13 protein-coding genes are annotated in these 15,873 nt (G+C 42.7%); 6 read left to right on the top strand and 7 right to left on the bottom strand.

Translation table 11 applies throughout. The features are described from left to right. Positions 1 to 18: 18 nt before the first annotated feature. Positions 19 to 1,251, top strand: coding sequence for an ergothioneine biosynthesis protein EgtB (egtB, locus tag GLO7428_RS18640; protein ID WP_015190128.1), 1,233 nt, complete (start codon positions 19 to 21; stop codon positions 1,249 to 1,251). Between the two features lie 192 nt (positions 1,252 to 1,443). Here the strand turns inward: egtB and GLO7428_RS18635 are convergent, their stop codons facing one another. Next, positions 1,444 to 2,280 carry a class I SAM-dependent methyltransferase gene (locus GLO7428_RS18635; RefSeq protein ID WP_015190127.1) on the bottom strand — a complete coding sequence of 279 codons (837 nt, stop codon included), beginning with the start codon at positions 2,278 to 2,280 and terminating at the stop codon, positions 1,444 to 1,446. Positions 2,281 to 2,664: 384 nt separating this feature from the next. Between GLO7428_RS18635 and egtD the strand changes: the two genes are divergently transcribed. Beyond that, positions 2,665 to 3,690: an L-histidine N(alpha)-methyltransferase gene (gene egtD, locus GLO7428_RS18630; protein WP_015190126.1), complete on the top strand. Its 1,026-nt coding sequence runs from the start codon at positions 2,665 to 2,667 to the stop codon at positions 3,688 to 3,690. 10 nt (positions 3,691 to 3,700) lie between these two features. Here egtD and GLO7428_RS18625 read toward each other — a convergent pair whose 3' ends face one another. Then, complete coding sequence (locus GLO7428_RS18625; protein WP_015190125.1) at positions 3,701 to 4,303, bottom strand: hypothetical protein; 603 nt, start codon at positions 4,301 to 4,303, stop codon at positions 3,701 to 3,703. A 75-nt stretch (positions 4,304 to 4,378) separates the two neighbouring features. Beyond that, positions 4,379 to 4,873: a thylakoid membrane photosystem I accumulation factor gene (locus GLO7428_RS18620; protein WP_196797393.1), complete on the bottom strand. Its 495-nt coding sequence runs from the start codon at positions 4,871 to 4,873 to the stop codon at positions 4,379 to 4,381. A 395-nt stretch (positions 4,874 to 5,268) separates the two neighbouring features. Between GLO7428_RS18620 and GLO7428_RS18615 the strand changes: the two genes are divergently transcribed. Continuing rightward, a complete protein-coding gene (locus GLO7428_RS18615; protein ID WP_015190123.1) occupies positions 5,269 to 5,562 on the top strand; it encodes a hypothetical protein in 294 nt (97 codons plus the stop codon). A gap of 98 nt (positions 5,563 to 5,660) precedes the next feature. Here GLO7428_RS18615 and GLO7428_RS18610 read toward each other — a convergent pair whose 3' ends face one another. Together GLO7428_RS18610 and GLO7428_RS18605 are read right to left on the bottom strand one after the other, a co-directional pair. Next, on the bottom strand, positions 5,661 to 6,389 hold the full coding sequence (locus tag GLO7428_RS18610; RefSeq protein WP_196797392.1) for a tetratricopeptide repeat protein: 729 nt from the start codon (positions 6,387 to 6,389) through the stop codon (positions 5,661 to 5,663). 297 nt (positions 6,390 to 6,686) lie between these two features. Next, positions 6,687 to 8,246, bottom strand: a complete 1,560-nt coding sequence (locus GLO7428_RS18605; protein ID WP_015190121.1) for a multicopper oxidase family protein — start codon at positions 8,244 to 8,246, stop codon at positions 6,687 to 6,689. Positions 8,247 to 9,008: 762 nt separating this feature from the next. On the opposite strand from GLO7428_RS18605, the gene GLO7428_RS18600 reads away from it, so the two are divergent. Then, the gene (locus GLO7428_RS18600) at positions 9,009 to 10,031 is read left to right on the top strand and encodes a carboxylesterase (RefSeq protein ID WP_015190120.1); all 1,023 of its coding nucleotides are present in this window, start codon (positions 9,009 to 9,011) and stop codon (positions 10,029 to 10,031) included. Here the strand turns inward: GLO7428_RS18600 and GLO7428_RS18595 are convergent. Both GLO7428_RS18595 and GLO7428_RS18590 read right to left on the bottom strand, forming a co-directional pair. Next, positions 10,023 to 13,241: an efflux RND transporter permease subunit gene (locus tag GLO7428_RS18595; protein WP_015190119.1), complete on the bottom strand. Its 3,219-nt coding sequence runs from the start codon at positions 13,239 to 13,241 to the stop codon at positions 10,023 to 10,025. The genes GLO7428_RS18600 and GLO7428_RS18595 overlap by 9 nt on opposite strands. A gap of 5 nt (positions 13,242 to 13,246) precedes the next feature. Beyond that, positions 13,247 to 14,536 carry an efflux RND transporter periplasmic adaptor subunit gene (locus tag GLO7428_RS18590; protein WP_231295505.1) on the bottom strand — a complete coding sequence of 430 codons (1,290 nt, stop codon included), beginning with the start codon at positions 14,534 to 14,536 and terminating at the stop codon, positions 13,247 to 13,249. A gap of 277 nt (positions 14,537 to 14,813) precedes the next feature. On the opposite strand from GLO7428_RS18590, the gene GLO7428_RS18585 reads away from it, so the two are divergent. Continuing rightward, a complete protein-coding gene (locus GLO7428_RS18585) occupies positions 14,814 to 15,347 on the top strand; it encodes a PadR family transcriptional regulator (RefSeq protein ID WP_015190117.1) in 534 nt (177 codons plus the stop codon). Positions 15,348 to 15,539: 192 nt separating this feature from the next. After that, positions 15,540 to 15,836: a 2Fe-2S iron-sulfur cluster-binding protein gene (locus GLO7428_RS18580; RefSeq protein WP_015190116.1), complete on the top strand. Its 297-nt coding sequence runs from the start codon at positions 15,540 to 15,542 to the stop codon at positions 15,834 to 15,836. Positions 15,837 to 15,873: the final 37 nt, after the last annotated feature.

The following is a 15,873-nucleotide window of genomic DNA, read 5'->3' as shown; positions in this document are numbered from 1 at the left end:
ATATCTCCTTTGCTATAAATGTCTAATCGAGTAGCTCATCCCCACATCGTTGATCAAAGACAACAGCTAAAACAAGCGTTACAAAAATGTCGTCAAAGCACCATCGCATTATTTCAAACGGTCGATTACGATACATTCTGCCGTCAGGCGCATCCCGAATTTAGCCCTGTCGGTTGGCATTTGGGTCATATTGCGTATACCGAAGCTTTATGGATACTCGAACACTGCGCCAAAAAACCCCGCCAGTTTCCTGACTTTGGTTGCTTATTCATTGCTGATGGTTTACCAAAAGCCGAACGCCAAAATCTGCCAACATTTGCACAAGTTCAACACTACCTTGATACCGTGCGATCGCAAGTTCTGGACTACTTGGAAATCGCGGATCTCAATCAACAAGAACGTCTCTGGCGTTGGCTCATTCAGCACGAAAGTCAGCACAGCGAAACGATCACCTTCGTCTTAGAATTGCTCAAGGTTCAATCAGGCTACGACATTCAGGATTTACCCAGTGCGCAGCCTTCAGAAATGATTGAAATTCCCGCAGGCTACTTTGAAATGGGAAACGATGCAATTGATGCAATGGATAATGAACGTCCGGTGCATCGTGTTTATTTAGATACTTACTGGATCGACCGTTATCCTACCACGTGCGGACAGTACCAAGAATTTATTCACGCTGGCGGCTATCAAAATCCTGAATGGTGGTCAGATGCTGGCTGGCAATGGTTGCAACAAGCGCAAGTAACACACCCACTTTACTGGCAAAATGTCACTTCTGATTCCCCAGTATGTGGCGTCAGTTGGTATGAAGCCGAAGCGTATGCGCGATTTGTCGGTAAGCGGCTACCAACCGAAGCTGAATGGGAAAAAGCTGCAAGTTGGGATGCTACGCATGAATCTCGCCGTACTTATCCTTGGGAAGATAATCTGTTAGGCGATCGCCACTGCAATCATAATTGTACTGTGAGCAAAACAACACCTGTCGATGCTTATCCTGATGGGCAAAGTCCCTATGGTTGCTACGATATGCTAGGAAATGTTTGGGAGTGGACTGCATCCCTATTTCAAGGTTATCCAGGTTTTACGCATTACCCTTACATCGGCTATTCCCAAGTTTATTTTGATGCACAACATTATGTTTTGCGCGGTGGTAGCTGGGCAACTCGTCCTTGGGCTTTACGCTGTAGCTTTCGCAACTGGTATCATCCCCACATCCGGCAAATCTTTGCAGGTTTTCGCTGTGTCAAGTAGATCGAGATTTTGGTTAGTAATAGATAATTAATAGCTGAATGCAAGCATGAATCACAGACGCCCTCCGACTTTTTTTTATTTAGCTAGCGAATTTATTCGCGATTCTCTTCACGCAGGAGGTCTACTATTTACCTCCGTAAACTGATAAAATTATTACAATACTATGCATCCGTACACTTCAATTGGGTAGCCTCAACTTTCATCGGAGGGCTTGCGACCTAGCACATAAAAAATCGTAGTATCATTCCAAATTCCTTGGTCTTCTGCTAACTTTTCCACTTCGGCAATGTAGTCAGCTTTTAATTGTTCTAATTGCTTTGGTGCCAGTTGCAGCATTTGATAGTCTAAGGGATGTGTAAATGTTCGACTCGCATATTTTTTCATGGCTTCAAGGCTGTAATAATTGCCAGATTTCTCAATTATCACTTCGCACTGTTCAAAGCCTGCTTGCTTCAACATTGTGTAGCATTTCTCCGGAGTACTTAGTGGTTCATTCGGGCTAGGCATTAAAACACCGTGTCTTCTCGCAATTTCCCTCCAGATTACACCTGCTACCTCGAAGGTTTCAGGAAAACAATTAAATGCAACAAGCCCACCTGGTCTAAGGAAGCGATACCACTGACATAAAGCATTTTGGATGTGAGCTAGGTAGATCAGTGCGGAGTTACAAAACACCACATCAAAACTCTTATCTGGAAAGTCTAGATAGTCTGCGTCTGCTTCTATTAGTTCAACATTTTGCAAACCAAGCATTTGAATCTTACGTTGGGCTTGGCTGAGTAAACCTGTAGCAATGTCTACTCCAACGACTACACCATCTGGAGCAACTTGCTGTGCAGCAGCGATCGCTACTAAACCAGTACCAGTTGCGATATCGAGTATTTTCTGCCCGACGCGCAGATTTGTAAGTTCAATTAGTCGATTGTGCCAGTCAAGGTTTCTGCCGCTGTCGTACTCAGTTCTGCGATTAAACTCAGCAGCCAATCGCTCCTTATACTCAAACTCACTAAGACCAGGAATGTAGCTCATCTAAAAATGCCGTACTTTATATCTTTCAATTTTGCGTTTAGGTTTTAGTTTAGAGCAGCTTTGCGTTCTACAATTTAAAATTGAATTTTTTGGATGTCATAAGCGTCAATCAGATTCTTATCTGTCTTTCATGAAAGCGATGATGTCAAGAATGTAATTTATTAGTCTATCTGCGATGTAGATCGAGGGATATTTAACATTTATCCCCCATAAGCTCGAAACATCTAGCTCAAGCGTGATTTTATAGGCAAGAGCTTTATGATTTACTCACTGAATATGACTGATGAGTTCTTTGGCGATCGCGATCGCCTGAGCGCAGTAAACTAAACGTTGCTGCTTTTTTATGCCTACGTAATCTATCCCGCCTTGGCAAACGGAGGTTTAATGTCCTTATCCAAAGCTGCAAGCAATACGCTTGAATCGACGACTCAACGCTTGCAGATCGAGTATTTGATCAACTCCACTCCACAAACAAATACAGTTGATGGCACTGACGTCATTCAAGGCTTGACTCAACATCCCAAGTCGCTTCCGGCGCGATACTTTTATGATGACCGAGGTTCTCAGCTATTTGAGCAAATTTGTGCGTTACCAGAGTATTATCTCACTCGCACGGAAACCGCCATATTACAAGAATATGCGGCAGAAATTGCTCAGATTACTGGTGCTTGCGAACTCGTAGAGCTTGGTAGTGGTAGTTCGACGAAAACTCGGCTTCTCTTGGATGCCTACAAACAACTCGGCTACCCTCTGCACTACCTACCAATTGATGTCAGTGGTGGTATTCTAGAAAGCAGTGCGAAACAATTATTAGCCGATTATCCATCACTGCAAGTTCACGCACTCGTTAGCACCTATGAATTAGCACTAGAAAAGCTAATGCCTTCAGAACTTGCTAGCCGAATGATTTGTTTTATCGGTAGCACCTTAGGAAATCTTTCTCCTGCGGAATGCGATACCTTTTTCACGCAGATTACTGCTGCATTGCAGCCTGGGGAGTATTTTTTATTGGGAGTAGACTTACAAAAGCCAAAAGAAATCCTCGAAGCTGCTTATAACGATCGCCAAGGTGTGACTGCGGCTTTTAATTTAAATATGCTGCAACACCTCAACACGCGCTTTGATGGCAATTTTGACTTAGAGCAGTTTGAACATTGGGCATTTTACAACGAAACTCAGCATCAAATCGAGATGCATTTACGCAGTCGGCGATCGCAAACTGTTCGCTTGCGTGCCCTCGATCTTACTGTTGAATTTGCTGCTGACGAAACCATCCTCACGGAAATTTCGCGTAAATTTAATCTCAATATCATTCAACAAGAACTTGCCCAGCAAAACTTAAAACCAGTTCAAGCATGGACAGATGCGAAACAATGGTTCGGTTTAATATTGTGTCAACTGCAAGCCTAAACGCATCTAATTAACAAATTGGACGGTTTCCTGGATTGACTGCATGAATATACTCGCTACCTGCGATCGGTAGTTCTCGATTGTAAGCAGCAGCTTCCGGCTGTCCCCAACCTAGTTGCAATACGATTTCGAGAAAGTCTGCTTTTTCCCACTTGCACAGATTTGCCCATTCCATGCGTTGAGCAATTTTATCTACTGTAACTGGCGTCACTAATCGATAATCTTTACCGTTGTTGATACTTTTGTAGATATCCATGCCTACAGTCACTTTACGCCAAAAACTAACAATCTTCGCCTTGACAAGTTTTAATGTCTCTAAATCCTCAGGTAACGCAATCAATTGAGAGTCTACTTCGGGATAATCAATGCTACTACCTTTAACAGTCAGCCGACGCCAAACAATACCTGACACGCGGTGTTCTCGTTGATAGCAATGAACCGCTGCTTTAAAGTCTTGGTAGGCATCAAATTTTTGTATCCCGTCACTCTTGATAAACCTATCAATAATCGGATTACCAGAGGCAGTAGCAGCAATTTTGAGACGCTCACCTTTGAGACAAGCCTGGCGCTCGTCTGCTAAAATCTGTATCAGCTCTTCGGTAGTGTATGCCATTTTCCCTAACGAGTGGATACGTAGTTTCTAACTGCATCTTAAGATCTAAGCGCCAGACTAGTTCTGTCTCAATAATTACTCAGCTAACTCGGAACTGAATTCATTGATCGGACGCCGCTTTAATTCTACCGACTCAGATCGAGGTAGTAAGTCAAAGAGATCTCTAAAAACATCATCAACTTTCTCAAAAGGTACTTGTCCTGTTTCATTTAGTACGACATCCCCCGAATGATTAAATACGACAAGCTGCGGTACAACTCCTGAGTAGTAATAGCCTGCTTCGGTTGGTGCGTATGTTTCTTTCAATGCAATAGTGTCTACACTCGCTGGAATAAAATCTACCACGCGTCCATAAAAAGCTTGCAAGCGTGTCACAACTGGAGCGTACTGCTTGCAGTCACTGCTATCATCTACATAGAAAATGAGTAGAGTCGGCTTATCGCGCTTCAATGATTCTTCTAGCTTTACCTTGGGTGGCACGAGCGAGGCATTGCCTCCATACAAAATAAATACATTGCCCTCAAAATTATCGTCGCTAATACCCGCAAAAGCGACTGGCATACCTAGCATAAATTGGCAGCAAAGGAATAACAGGCAAAGCACAATAAAACGCCGCCAAGAGCAAAGCGTTTTGTACCAAGAGTGTAATAAAGATTTCATTAAAACAACTAACACTTGACTATTGTAGGTCTTGATATCTATTTTTAGTCTAAACCAGCATAAACTCAAAACTTCACTGTCAAGAGTTTGTGTTACTGCCTCCGCGATTTGTTATGCAAGTGTTTTAGTTTATTGTAAAGCACTTCGCGCCTTACGTTAACAAGGTTGATACAAAATAGTAAATTCATCGAAACCTTAATAAGATATAATTAGTAATATTTTTAATTTTTTCTACTATATCTTATTCAGCAAGAAATAAATATAATTATATTAATCTATATAAGTTTTATTTTTCCTATATTTTGATGAAATTTAAAATTACACTGACAGTCTTGGCGATCGCAAGTCTACATACAAAAGCTGTTTTTGCTCTTCCTCTAAGCCAAAAAACACCTTCCTCCACTACCGAAAAAAAAATAAGTTTTGAGGTCGATGCACCTTTATGCTATATGCGTACAGCGACTGGGAGTATTTTAGATCTTAGTAATTTGTGTGAAGCAAAACTAAGAAGTAATACATTGGCTCCAGTACGTCGCACAAATAATGTTTACGATCCAACAAAAACAAGAAACTTCGACCGTCAATTATACGGAGAATAAAATAAGAGCAAATTAATTATAGCAGACGTTCTATAGGTTAAACTGCTTCCAAAATATCAACAATAGTAACAAAGTAAGTTTAATAAAGTAAAATTTTCTTAGTCCTGTCGCATCATATTGAGTGCCTTAAGACAACCTACAATATTGCCTTGTTCAGTATACAGTTGAATTGCTGTTCGATAATCTTGAAGAGTTGCCTGACGATTTTTAAACTTGGCATGAACTTGGGCGCGATGAAAGTAGGCTTCTGCACGTTCAGGGTTAATTTGAATTGCCTTATTTAAATCTTCTATTGCTTTTCCTATGTTCCCAATTTGTAAATAGACACTACCGCGATCGCTGTAACCAAAAGCATCTTCAGGATAGAGTTTAATTGCTTGAGTATAGTCGGCGATCGCGCTTTGATAGTCACCTAAAGCAACTCGTGCATCGCCTCGGCTATTGTAGATATAAGCGAAATTTGGATTACTTTGCAAAGCCAGTGTGTAGTCTTCGATTGCTCCTTCATAGTCTTCTAATTTCTGACGTGTATCACCTCGATACACATATGCCATTTCATGATTAGAATTCAACTGCAAGGCTTGCGAAAAAGCTTGAATTGCGCCTGAATAATCTTGTTGTTGTAATTTTTCTAATCCTTGGTTTGTGAATTGTTCGGCATTAATTTCCTTAGTAGTTAAATTCCTGACTTCAGTAGGTAAATTTGTCGGTGATAAATGATGTTGATGCGGTGATGCTAAGGCAATTTCTGTCGTACTTACAAGAGTTGAACTGATAAATAAAGTGATTATTTCTATGGTGATTATTGATTTGAATAAGAGGTGCATAGTTGTGAATATATAAATTGAGTCAAATTCAATTGGAAACATTGACGAATAAATGAATGTTTTAGTAACTATAGTAATCTTATTGAGGTTGTAAGGTTTGTTATAGGGAACCAACTACAAAGTACACAAAGAAAAAATGTAGAAAGGGATTGTCGCAAACAATTTAGGATTGCTTTGCGTTCATTAAAAATAGAGAAATTGGTAGTATAGAAATATGAAATAAGCAACACCATAAAGTGCTAACTTTTGATTTTCTATACCACTCATAATTTTTCCATATTCTCGATTAACCAATTGCTACAAGGGAGGTGCAGGAAGTGGTTTTGGTCGTGCTGTAGCAATAGGATCTTTACCAAGATTTCCACTTTGTAAAGATAGTGGATTTTGCAACACTTCAAACTGCGTCATCATGTCATGATCTTCATGAACTGTGTTGTGGCAATGTTGCATATACTTACCTGTATTAGGACCAAATTTGCCAATCACCCTCACAGTTTCATTTTCCCCAACATAAAAAACATCTTTCCAACCAACTTCATAAGGAAAGGGCTTTCTACCGTTGCGGTCAAGAATTTGACAGTCAATTAGGTGCAAGTGTATGGGATGAAACCAACCTCCACCATTATTGTACAAACGCCAAATTTCGATATCGCCGAACTGAGGCGTACCATCAACGCGGTTTGCATTCCAGGTTTTGCCATTAATCACCCATTGACCGTTGGTACGTTCATACCTAAACTCTCTCGTTCTGACCGCTTGAGAAGCTACTAAAGGTGTAAAAGTGCGCAGTTGACTGGGTATGGAACTGTCATCAGCCTCATCCCGCACTACATCAAAGCACATAATGTCATTTGTTTTGCCGTCGTAATCTAAGTTGTTTGGCAAGCTTCTATTTTTCAAAATAACCCGCGTGCCGATGGGATACTTAGAAAAGTCGATAATGAACTCGTAACGTTCTGCTGTACCAAAACGGAAACTGTTAACTTCTACAGGTGCTGGCGTAAGTCCTCCGTCAACACCAATAATGATAAAAGGATCGCCTGTATTGAGCGCTAGCCTGTAAGAACGTGATATAGAGCCGTTTAAAGCACGAAAGCGATACTTACGCCTTGCGACTTCCATCCGAGGCCAAGGTACACCATTGACTAAGATAACATCGCCAAATTGACTTTTTTGTCCTTGATCGTCAAAGATTAAGCTGCCGTTTGTCGCAAATTCTTTGTCTTGAATAATGAGTGGTATGTCGTATTGCCCTTTTGGTAAAGGTAGATCGAGTTCAGTTTGATCCTGAACGATGTACATTCCTGCTAACCCCATGTAAACATTACGTGCAGTCGCATGAATTGCATGGTCGTGATACCATATAGTGGCAGCACGGTTGTTGGGATAATAGTAATCTTTGTAATAACCTGGGAAAGTGAGATCTTCGGCATAGCCATCATATTCGGGTAAAGACGCCATGCCGTGTAAATGAGTAGATGTGGGCGTGCCTAAACTATTGTTGATGAAGCGCACAACCGATTGTCGCCCTGTGCGTTGCATAATTGTTGGTCCTGGTGTGATGCCGTTGTAACCCCAAATTTCGGTTAATTTGCCAGGCAATATTTCAACTTGGGCTTTGCGCATGGTGATTTCGTAATAATCCGTCTGTGCATCACTACGTACTGGTTGCAGCACAGGTGGAGTACGAAAAGGAAGCGTGAATTTTTTTAATTTTGGACTATTTGCGCGTCGAGTTCCAATGTTTTCAGACGGCTGAGTCTGAGCATAGCTTATCCGTTCTAAGCCTGTGGGTATGAGCAACGCTCCTCCCGCAAGCACTCCAAATTTTAGTGCTTCTCGCCTTGTTATTTTCATTATTGCTCCTCGGTTGATCGACAGCACCATCTGCGCAAGCTTCATAAGTAAAATTACTCATGAAGTTTTGTTAACACCCACTTCATTTAGAATGACGCTTTTGGTATCACAGTGGTGTCAAACTTATGTATAAGTTATGTTTAAATTTAGTGAGACTTAATAACTAAGAAAACGTTGTTGAGCTACATGAAAAACCTTAATTCAGCTAGCAATAAGAGTAATTTAATAGGTAAACCCAATCAAAAGCTTGTTCCGTTAGCAGTTGTTTTTTGTGTGCGTACCAATTGTCTGTATATGTTAAACAGGCAAAATTTAGTCTGGCATCATTAGAAAAAATTTGCACCAAGATATGGCTGGCAAAATATAATTTTTGTCAACTAAGTGCTGATTAAGAGAGAACTTTACAAATTGTTCAAAATACTAAAAAGTCATTGTTTATTCCTTTTCAAAAATACTAGAGAAAATACTTAGTAGTTATGTAGCAAATTATATACAATAATTGGAGATGGATAAAAGGACTTTATAGACAATTTAAGAAATAAATTAGATTGTGGCGATCGCACTTTGAAATACAGTGCTTCAAATACCGTATATTCACGCAACTAAAATCGAGTAGCACTTATGTTCTAAAAGCTAGCTCAACATCCCAGCGTCTTATTCTGAGAAAATGTAAAGTAAACTTAAAAAAACACGACAGTTGCACCGATACTTGGCACAAGTCCACCATGCGGTTATGCTGGAAATTGGTTTTCTCATTGCAGGATGTCGGACTACTCAAATATCACCGCAGCAATTGTCAGAGAAACGAGGGCGCGCGAAAAAGCTTTACCGTTGATGAACGACAACTGTCGATCGCGGTTTTTATTACAAGCCCAGCGTACTACCAAGGTGTGTTTATTCTTTCATGGATTTACAGCAACGCCTGAACAGTTTATGCCGATTGGCGAAGCCTTTTTCCAAGCTGGCTATAATGTTGTGATTCCTTTATTGCCAGGGCATGGAATTGCCGGAGATTGGGATGGTGACAATCCGCCACCGCTACCCGAAGAACAGCGAGTTTACCAAGAATTTGGTTTGTACTGGTTAGAACAAGTGCAAGCTTTGGGCGAACAAGTTGTCATTGGGGGATTATCTGGCGGTAGTACTCTCGCAGCTTGGTTAGCTTTGGAACGTCCGCACAGCATTCACCGTGCTTTGCTATTTGCGCCGTTTTTGAGTAATAGTAATCTTCTTGTTGACTTCATCGTTAAAATACTGCCGATTTACTTTCAGTGGCGTACTGAAGAAGGTGCGATTAGTTACGGCTACGATGGCTTTGTGATGCCTGCATTACGCGTGTTTATGGATATGGGGCAAGATATTCTCGATCGCGTAAAAACAAGCATTGCCGCAGCGCCCTGCTTTATTATTGGTAGCGAGAGCGATCGCGCGGTTGATGAAAATGAAAATAGAGACTTATACGCATCCCTCGTCAAACTACAACCCAAATGCTGGTACTACTCGTTTGATCGAGTTTTTGATATTCCCCACAATATGATGACCAAAGCTGAGGGTAACGAATATCAAGACTTGGTAATTGCAGTCGCCAAAGCTTATGTTGAAAGCGATCTTACCTGGAAAGAAGTTGAAGAAATTGCTTACCAAATGCTCTTTCAAGGTAAAACCTTTGATACTGTCGTGCAAACACTAAGTTTAACTTCTCGCGTCTCGCCCGATTTACAAACGCTCATTTCGCTACTAGATAAACCAACTATTATTGCAGCCCGTCAGTCTAAATCATCGTGAAAACGTTTTATTCAGCTTGTCTCCTAGCTTTTGCAGTCTAATTTCATGTAAGATTATATACAAACAGGGAATGATTAATAACGTCAGCAGCGTTGCTAAAGACAAGCCAGAAAAAACAACCACTCCTAAGGGTTGAAGAAATTCTGAACCCTCGCCGATACCTAACGCCAGCGGAAACATCCCTAACACTGTGGTAATTGTTGTCATCAAAATGGGGCGTAGGCGCTGTGGTGCGGCTTTGAGAATAGCATTTTTGCGGTCAATTTGTTCGCGATCGCGAATTTGATTCGCTAGTTCTACCATGATGATTGCGTTATTGACAACAATCCCCACCAGTAACACTGCGCCAACAAGAACAGTTGCGCCGATCGCAGTTCCGGTAATATAAAGTCCAAAAATTCCCCCAGCAAGGGCTAAAGGTACAGTAAACATAATCACCAGCGGATCGATCAGCGAGTTGTATTGCACAGCCATGACAACGAAAACGAGAAACGCCGCTAATCCACCTAAAATTTGTAGCGATCGCTGTAGTTGTTGATTTGTTTCGGCAACAGAACTTGGTAAAATGCTAACGCCTTGTGGTAAATCGATGTTTTCAAGAACCGTATCGACTTCAGCTAACGCATCTCCGAGGCTGGCACCTTCGTTTAAGTTACCCGCAATAATATAGACTTGGCGTTGATTAATTCGTTGAATTTCCCCAGGCGCTTGACCTTCGCGAATACTCGCAACGTCAAATAAGCGAATTTGGCGATTACTATTGACAAATAGTGGCAAACGTGATAGCTGCGATTGATTTTGAATATCAGCTTGATTCAGTTGGACGCGGACATCGACTAAGCGATCGCCGCGTTGTAATTGTGTTGGAACTGAACCTTCAACCGCTGTCTGAATTGTTTGCCCGATATCTTGCGTTGTCAAACCGAAACTTGCGACGCGTTCCCAGTCAGGAACAATTTGAAGTTCGGGCTGTCGAGAGTCAGCATCAGGGCGGAAATTTGCTAACGTTGCTTGCTGATCTAACGCTTGCAGGATTTGTTGCCCTGCTTGGCGTAGATTTTGTTCGTTATCACCTTGGAGAATAATATCAACTTCGGCACCGCGCACCGGAGAATTACTCAAGATTAAGCCCCGCACTTGCCCAGGACTTAAGCGCAAACGAATACCAGCTAAATTGAGGCGATTAAACTCTTGATTAACGCGATCGACGAAAGCTTCAACGTTACTACCAGGTTTTAAAGTAATCGTACTCGAACTCCGTAACGGGTTTTCTGTTGTGTTGCTACCAAAGAGAAAACCACCCGCAGTTGAGAAAACATATTCAGTTTCCGGTTGTTCTAACAGAATATCATCAACCGCATCCATGACTTTACGGTTGTTTTCTATCACAGTTCCAGGGGGAAACTGCGCAAATAAAGTTGCTTGTCCAGTACTGATGCGGGGAAGAATTTCTTGTGAAATCTGTCCAACCAGGAGTAGGCTACCACCACCTAAAACAAGAAAGGCGATCGCAACGACAAGCAAGCGATATCGTAAAATCTTGCTCAAAAAGTTTCGATATCCCTGAGTTGCCGCATCAAATCGCCGATTAAACGCTTGTAATATCCATAACCTACCAACGCGACTTGACCAGCGAATTGCAAGTAATCGCGATGTCACCATTGGTACAAACGTGATTGCGATCAAAATTGATGCCGCAACCGCAAAACTAATTGTCAGAATTAATTCACTAAATAATAATGAGAAAAACCCACCAATCAGTAGAAACGGTAAAACAGCAACCAAGTTTGTACTTGTTGACGCAACTAACGCCGATTCGACTTCTTGGCTGCTGCGAACCGATTGTGAAATTAGTTGCTGCGAATTCATGCACGTTCTTGCATCTTTACCAGGAGTCATCCCCGCGCCTTCGGCAATGTTTTCTAGCATCACAATCGAGTTATCGACGACGATACCGACGCCTAAGGCAAGTCCACCTAAACTGAACACATTGAGTGATAAACCAAATAACCCCATCAAAATAATTGCTGCTAATGTTGCCAGGGGAATTGCACAGACGATGATAATTGTTTGACGCAGCGAACCGAGGAATAAAAGAACCGCGATCGCGGCGAGTCCTGCCCCTATTAAACCAGCGCTTGCCACGTTAGTAATCGAGTTACTAATAAACTGCGATTCATCTAATGTCGCCGTCAAAACCATATCTGCTGGAATCACGCCGGATCTTCTCAGTTCTTCGATGCGTTGCTTGACTCCATTGACAACCGTGATTGTATTCGCATCAGGTTGCTTCTGGATACTTAACTTCACGGCTGGCTGTTTGTTGAGGTTAACAAACACGCGCTGATCTTCTGTGCCGTCAACAACTCCGGCAAAGTCACGCAGGTAAACACGGCGAACAGGAAGCGTCGCATTATCTTCAGTGCCTTGTGCATTACTTCCAGCGACCTCAAACGAAAGGTTACGAATTTCGTCAGCGCTTTGAAACCGCCCGACTGTCCGCGTCAGCGGTTCGCCATTTTCTCCGCGAATGCGTCCGCCTGAAATATCCTGGTTACGGGCTTGCAGTTCATTTAGCACTGTTGTTAAACCAACGCCTAACGCTTGCAGGCGATTGAGGTCAATATTGACTTGAACTTCTTCGTCAACACCGCCAGCGACATCAACCGAGGCAACACCAGGAACTACAGTCAATTCGCGCGCTAATTCTTCGTCAGCAAATACGCGTAAATCAACACCTTGGAGTGCAGGGGATGTCAGTGCAACTTCATATACAGGTAATTGTGAAGGGTCAACTTTGAATAATCTTGGTTCTTCGACTGTGTTAGGTAACTGCCCGCGACCGCGATTGAGTGCTGCTGTCGCGTCATTCAACGCTTGGTCAATATTTCCCCCTGGTTGGAAATACAAATCTAAACTGACTTGTCCTTCGCGCGTTTGCGAATAAACTTGTACAACACCTTCGGTTGCGGATAAAGCTTCTTCTAAAGGTCTTGTTACTTCATCAATTGCAACTTCGGGTGAAATCCCAGGGGCATTGATCCGAACTCCGATACGAGGATAGGTAATTGATGGCAACAGATCGACTGGAAGCGAGGTTAGGTAAAACACTCCCATAACCATGACTGCTAGCGTCAGCATCAGCGTGCCGATATGCCGTCGAATTGCGATCGCACTCACACTCAATCCTGACGCTTTGCCCTGTTGCATGGTTATCAACTCCCTTGCTGTGACTCCGAAAGAATTGAAAAGCGCACCGTTGCGCCATCAGTCAACGCTCCACCGCTACGCGCGACAAATCGCTCGCCTGGTTGCAAACCTGATAAAATTTCGACTTGACCGTTCGCACTTTGTCCTAGTGTTACTTGACGCGCGGTTACAGTCCCTTCGCTGGCTGCGGTTTCATTTACAACATAAATTGTGCTTTCCTGTTGTTGAGGCGATCCTTGAGTGAGTAGCGAGAGTGCTGTTTGAGGTATGACAACGCGTTGTGTTTCCTCGCTGGCAAACTGTACCCGTGCCAAAAGTCCGCTACCAATTTGCCCGTTACTATTTGGAATCACGACTTGAACCGGAATTAAACGCGCGGTTTGATCCGCTGCGGGAGAAATCCGACTAACTTGCCCGCTAAAATCTTCATCAGGAAACGCATCTAATCGAACTGTCACCGTTTGTCCTTGGCGAATTCGGGCAAGTTCCAATTCCGAAACTTCGACATTGACTTGAATGCGACTAAAGTCACCAATGCGCACAATTTCCGTATTAGGCTGTACTAAATTACCAACTTCTGTCAGCCGTTGCATGACTTTACCGGCAATTGGTGCAGTCAGTCGAGCGTAAGATTGTTGCCTTCTTGCCTGGGCGACGACGGCTTCTTGGGCGGTGACTTGACTTTGTGCTGCTGCTACTGCTTGTTGTTCGGTGCGGACTTGCTCTTGCGCCGCACGTAAAATTTGTGCAGCCGTTTGGGCTTCGGTTCTTGCTTGTTCGGCTTGTTGTGCGGGTACTGCGCCTTCTTGCAAAAGGCGTTGCTGTCGTGCTAAATCTGCTTGTGCTTGTTGTAATTCTAAGCGCGATCGCTCGACTTGTGCTTGCGCATTACTAACTTGATTTTGAGCGCGTGCCACGGCGGCGCGTAAGCTGGCAAGTTCTGCTTCTGCTTGGTTAACTGCACTCACTAACAACGCATCGTCTAATCGTGCTAAAGTTTGCCCTTGGCGTACGGCATCGCCGACATCAACCCCAATGTTTAATACTTGCCCTGTGACTTGCGATCGCAGCGAGACTTCGCGTGCTGGTGCAGTTGTACCTGTATACTCTGGTTGTTCGGCTAAGCTACCTGTCCGCGCGATCGCAACATCGACTGGTGTTGTTTGACGATTTTCTCCCGACTGCCTTTGCTGGGCATTTGCTTCAGATTCGCTTGGTAATGAATTGCACCCTGTTAGGGCGACAATGACTCCTAAACTGAACAACAACTTTAAAATTCGGATGTCTTTAAACACTAAAAGCACCACCTGTTGTTGTCCTATTTTGTTTGATAGCAAATTTAAGTTTGGTAGCGGCAGTCATACAATCATTCGCTAGCTAACGGTTAGAAAGTTAACACACGGATAAAGAAAAGCTTTGTATCTTTTATATTTTGCCCTTTCCATATCTTTACTAAAGTATTTAAATATTGCTAATAGTTAATTTGGCTCTGTCCTAAGTCTGAAGATATATAAATTTTTGTTATTTCAATTTAGTACAGTCTTTCAATCTATCAGTTTGACATAAAAAAGAATGCTTGAGCTAGCGACCCTGGGTATATTGCAAAGCAAACCGCTACACGGTTATCGATTAAAACAGCAACTAGAGCAATTTATGAGCGGCTGTATTAGTGTCAATTATGGTGCAATTTACCCGTTGTTGAGGCGCTTAGAAGAACGAGGTGATATTACAACTCTCATCCAAGAAGCCGGTGAAGCAGGACCTAGCCGTAAGATTTATAGCATTACTTCCCAAGGTGCGATCGCCTTTCGCCGCAAAATGCTAGAACACCCGCACGAAAGTTGGGTCAACGCGCGATCGCGCTTTATTATTAAGTACTTCTTTTTTAGTCATCTCGAACCTGCCGAACGCATTAAACTTCTCGAACACCGCATCATGGTGTGTCGTCTGCGGCTGGAAACGCTAGAAGTTCAACCGATACCCAGTGACGATTTCTATGAAATCGCGGTATGGCATAGATTTATTGCGGTGATCAAAGAAGAATTAGAGTGGCTGAATCAGCGTTTAGCACTCGAACAACGCCAAGAACTAGAATCTCGCAACTAATCGAAATCTCAACCGCGCCGAACCGTAATATGTTTTAATATTTCGTAATAAATCAACATAATTACTGAGCATTAAACTTTACTCAGTCGTCACAATAGAAGTGCAAGCTAGCCTTCGGCGCATTGAGGCGCTGTAGTCTCCTTCGCTGCACAGTACAACATCCGGTCATCACAGGTGAACGAGGAAGCGGGAATGCCCAATATCAAATTTGAGAAAGAAAATCGTGAAGTCGTTGCTGCTGACGGTGCCAATCTTCGGCTCAAGGCGATGGAAAATGGCATTGATATTTACAAATTCTACGGCAAAATGATGAATTGCGGTGGCTATGGTCAATGTGGCACTTGCATTGTTGAGATTACTCAAGGCATGGAAAACTTGTCACCACGCACAGAAGTTGAAGATCGCAAACTCAAGAAAAAGCCAAAAAACTATCGTCTTGCTTGCCAAGCATTAGTCAATGGACCTGTCAGCGTCGTCACTAAGCCTTGATGAAGTTTACTGTAAGCAAAAGTTCCTCTTCTCTGAC

It is taken from the genome of Gloeocapsa sp. PCC 7428 (assembly GCF_000317555.1).
Lineage (GTDB): Bacteria > Cyanobacteriota > Cyanobacteriia > Cyanobacteriales > Chroococcidiopsidaceae > Chroogloeocystis.
This window is presented reverse-complemented; position numbering and strand designations above follow the sequence as displayed.

Coding starts and splice junctions, on each gene's coding strand:
- GLO7428_RS18625 (WP_015190125.1), bottom strand. CDS start 4,303: ATGGCATACACTACCGAAGAGCTGATACAGATTTTAGCAGACGAGCGC.
- GLO7428_RS18620 (WP_196797393.1), bottom strand. CDS start 4,873: ATGCTAGGTATGCCAGTCGCTTTTGCGGGTATTAGCGACGATAATTTT.
- GLO7428_RS18610 (WP_196797392.1), bottom strand. CDS start 6,389: ATGCACCTCTTATTCAAATCAATAATCACCATAGAAATAATCACTTTA.
- GLO7428_RS18595 (WP_015190119.1), bottom strand. CDS start 13,241: ATGCAACAGGGCAAAGCGTCAGGATTGAGTGTGAGTGCGATCGCAATT.
- GLO7428_RS18615 (WP_015190123.1), top strand. CDS start 5,269: ATGAAATTTAAAATTACACTGACAGTCTTGGCGATCGCAAGTCTACAT.
- GLO7428_RS18585 (WP_015190117.1), top strand. CDS start 14,814: ATGCTTGAGCTAGCGACCCTGGGTATATTGCAAAGCAAACCGCTACAC.
- GLO7428_RS18600 (WP_015190120.1), top strand. CDS start 9,009: ATGTCGGACTACTCAAATATCACCGCAGCAATTGTCAGAGAAACGAGG.
- egtB (WP_015190128.1), top strand. CDS start 19: ATGTCTAATCGAGTAGCTCATCCCCACATCGTTGATCAAAGACAACAG.
- GLO7428_RS18605 (WP_015190121.1), bottom strand. CDS start 8,246: ATGAAAATAACAAGGCGAGAAGCACTAAAATTTGGAGTGCTTGCGGGA.
- GLO7428_RS18580 (WP_015190116.1), top strand. CDS start 15,540: ATGCCCAATATCAAATTTGAGAAAGAAAATCGTGAAGTCGTTGCTGCT.
- egtD (WP_015190126.1), top strand. CDS start 2,665: ATGTCCTTATCCAAAGCTGCAAGCAATACGCTTGAATCGACGACTCAA.
- GLO7428_RS18635 (WP_015190127.1), bottom strand. CDS start 2,280: ATGAGCTACATTCCTGGTCTTAGTGAGTTTGAGTATAAGGAGCGATTG.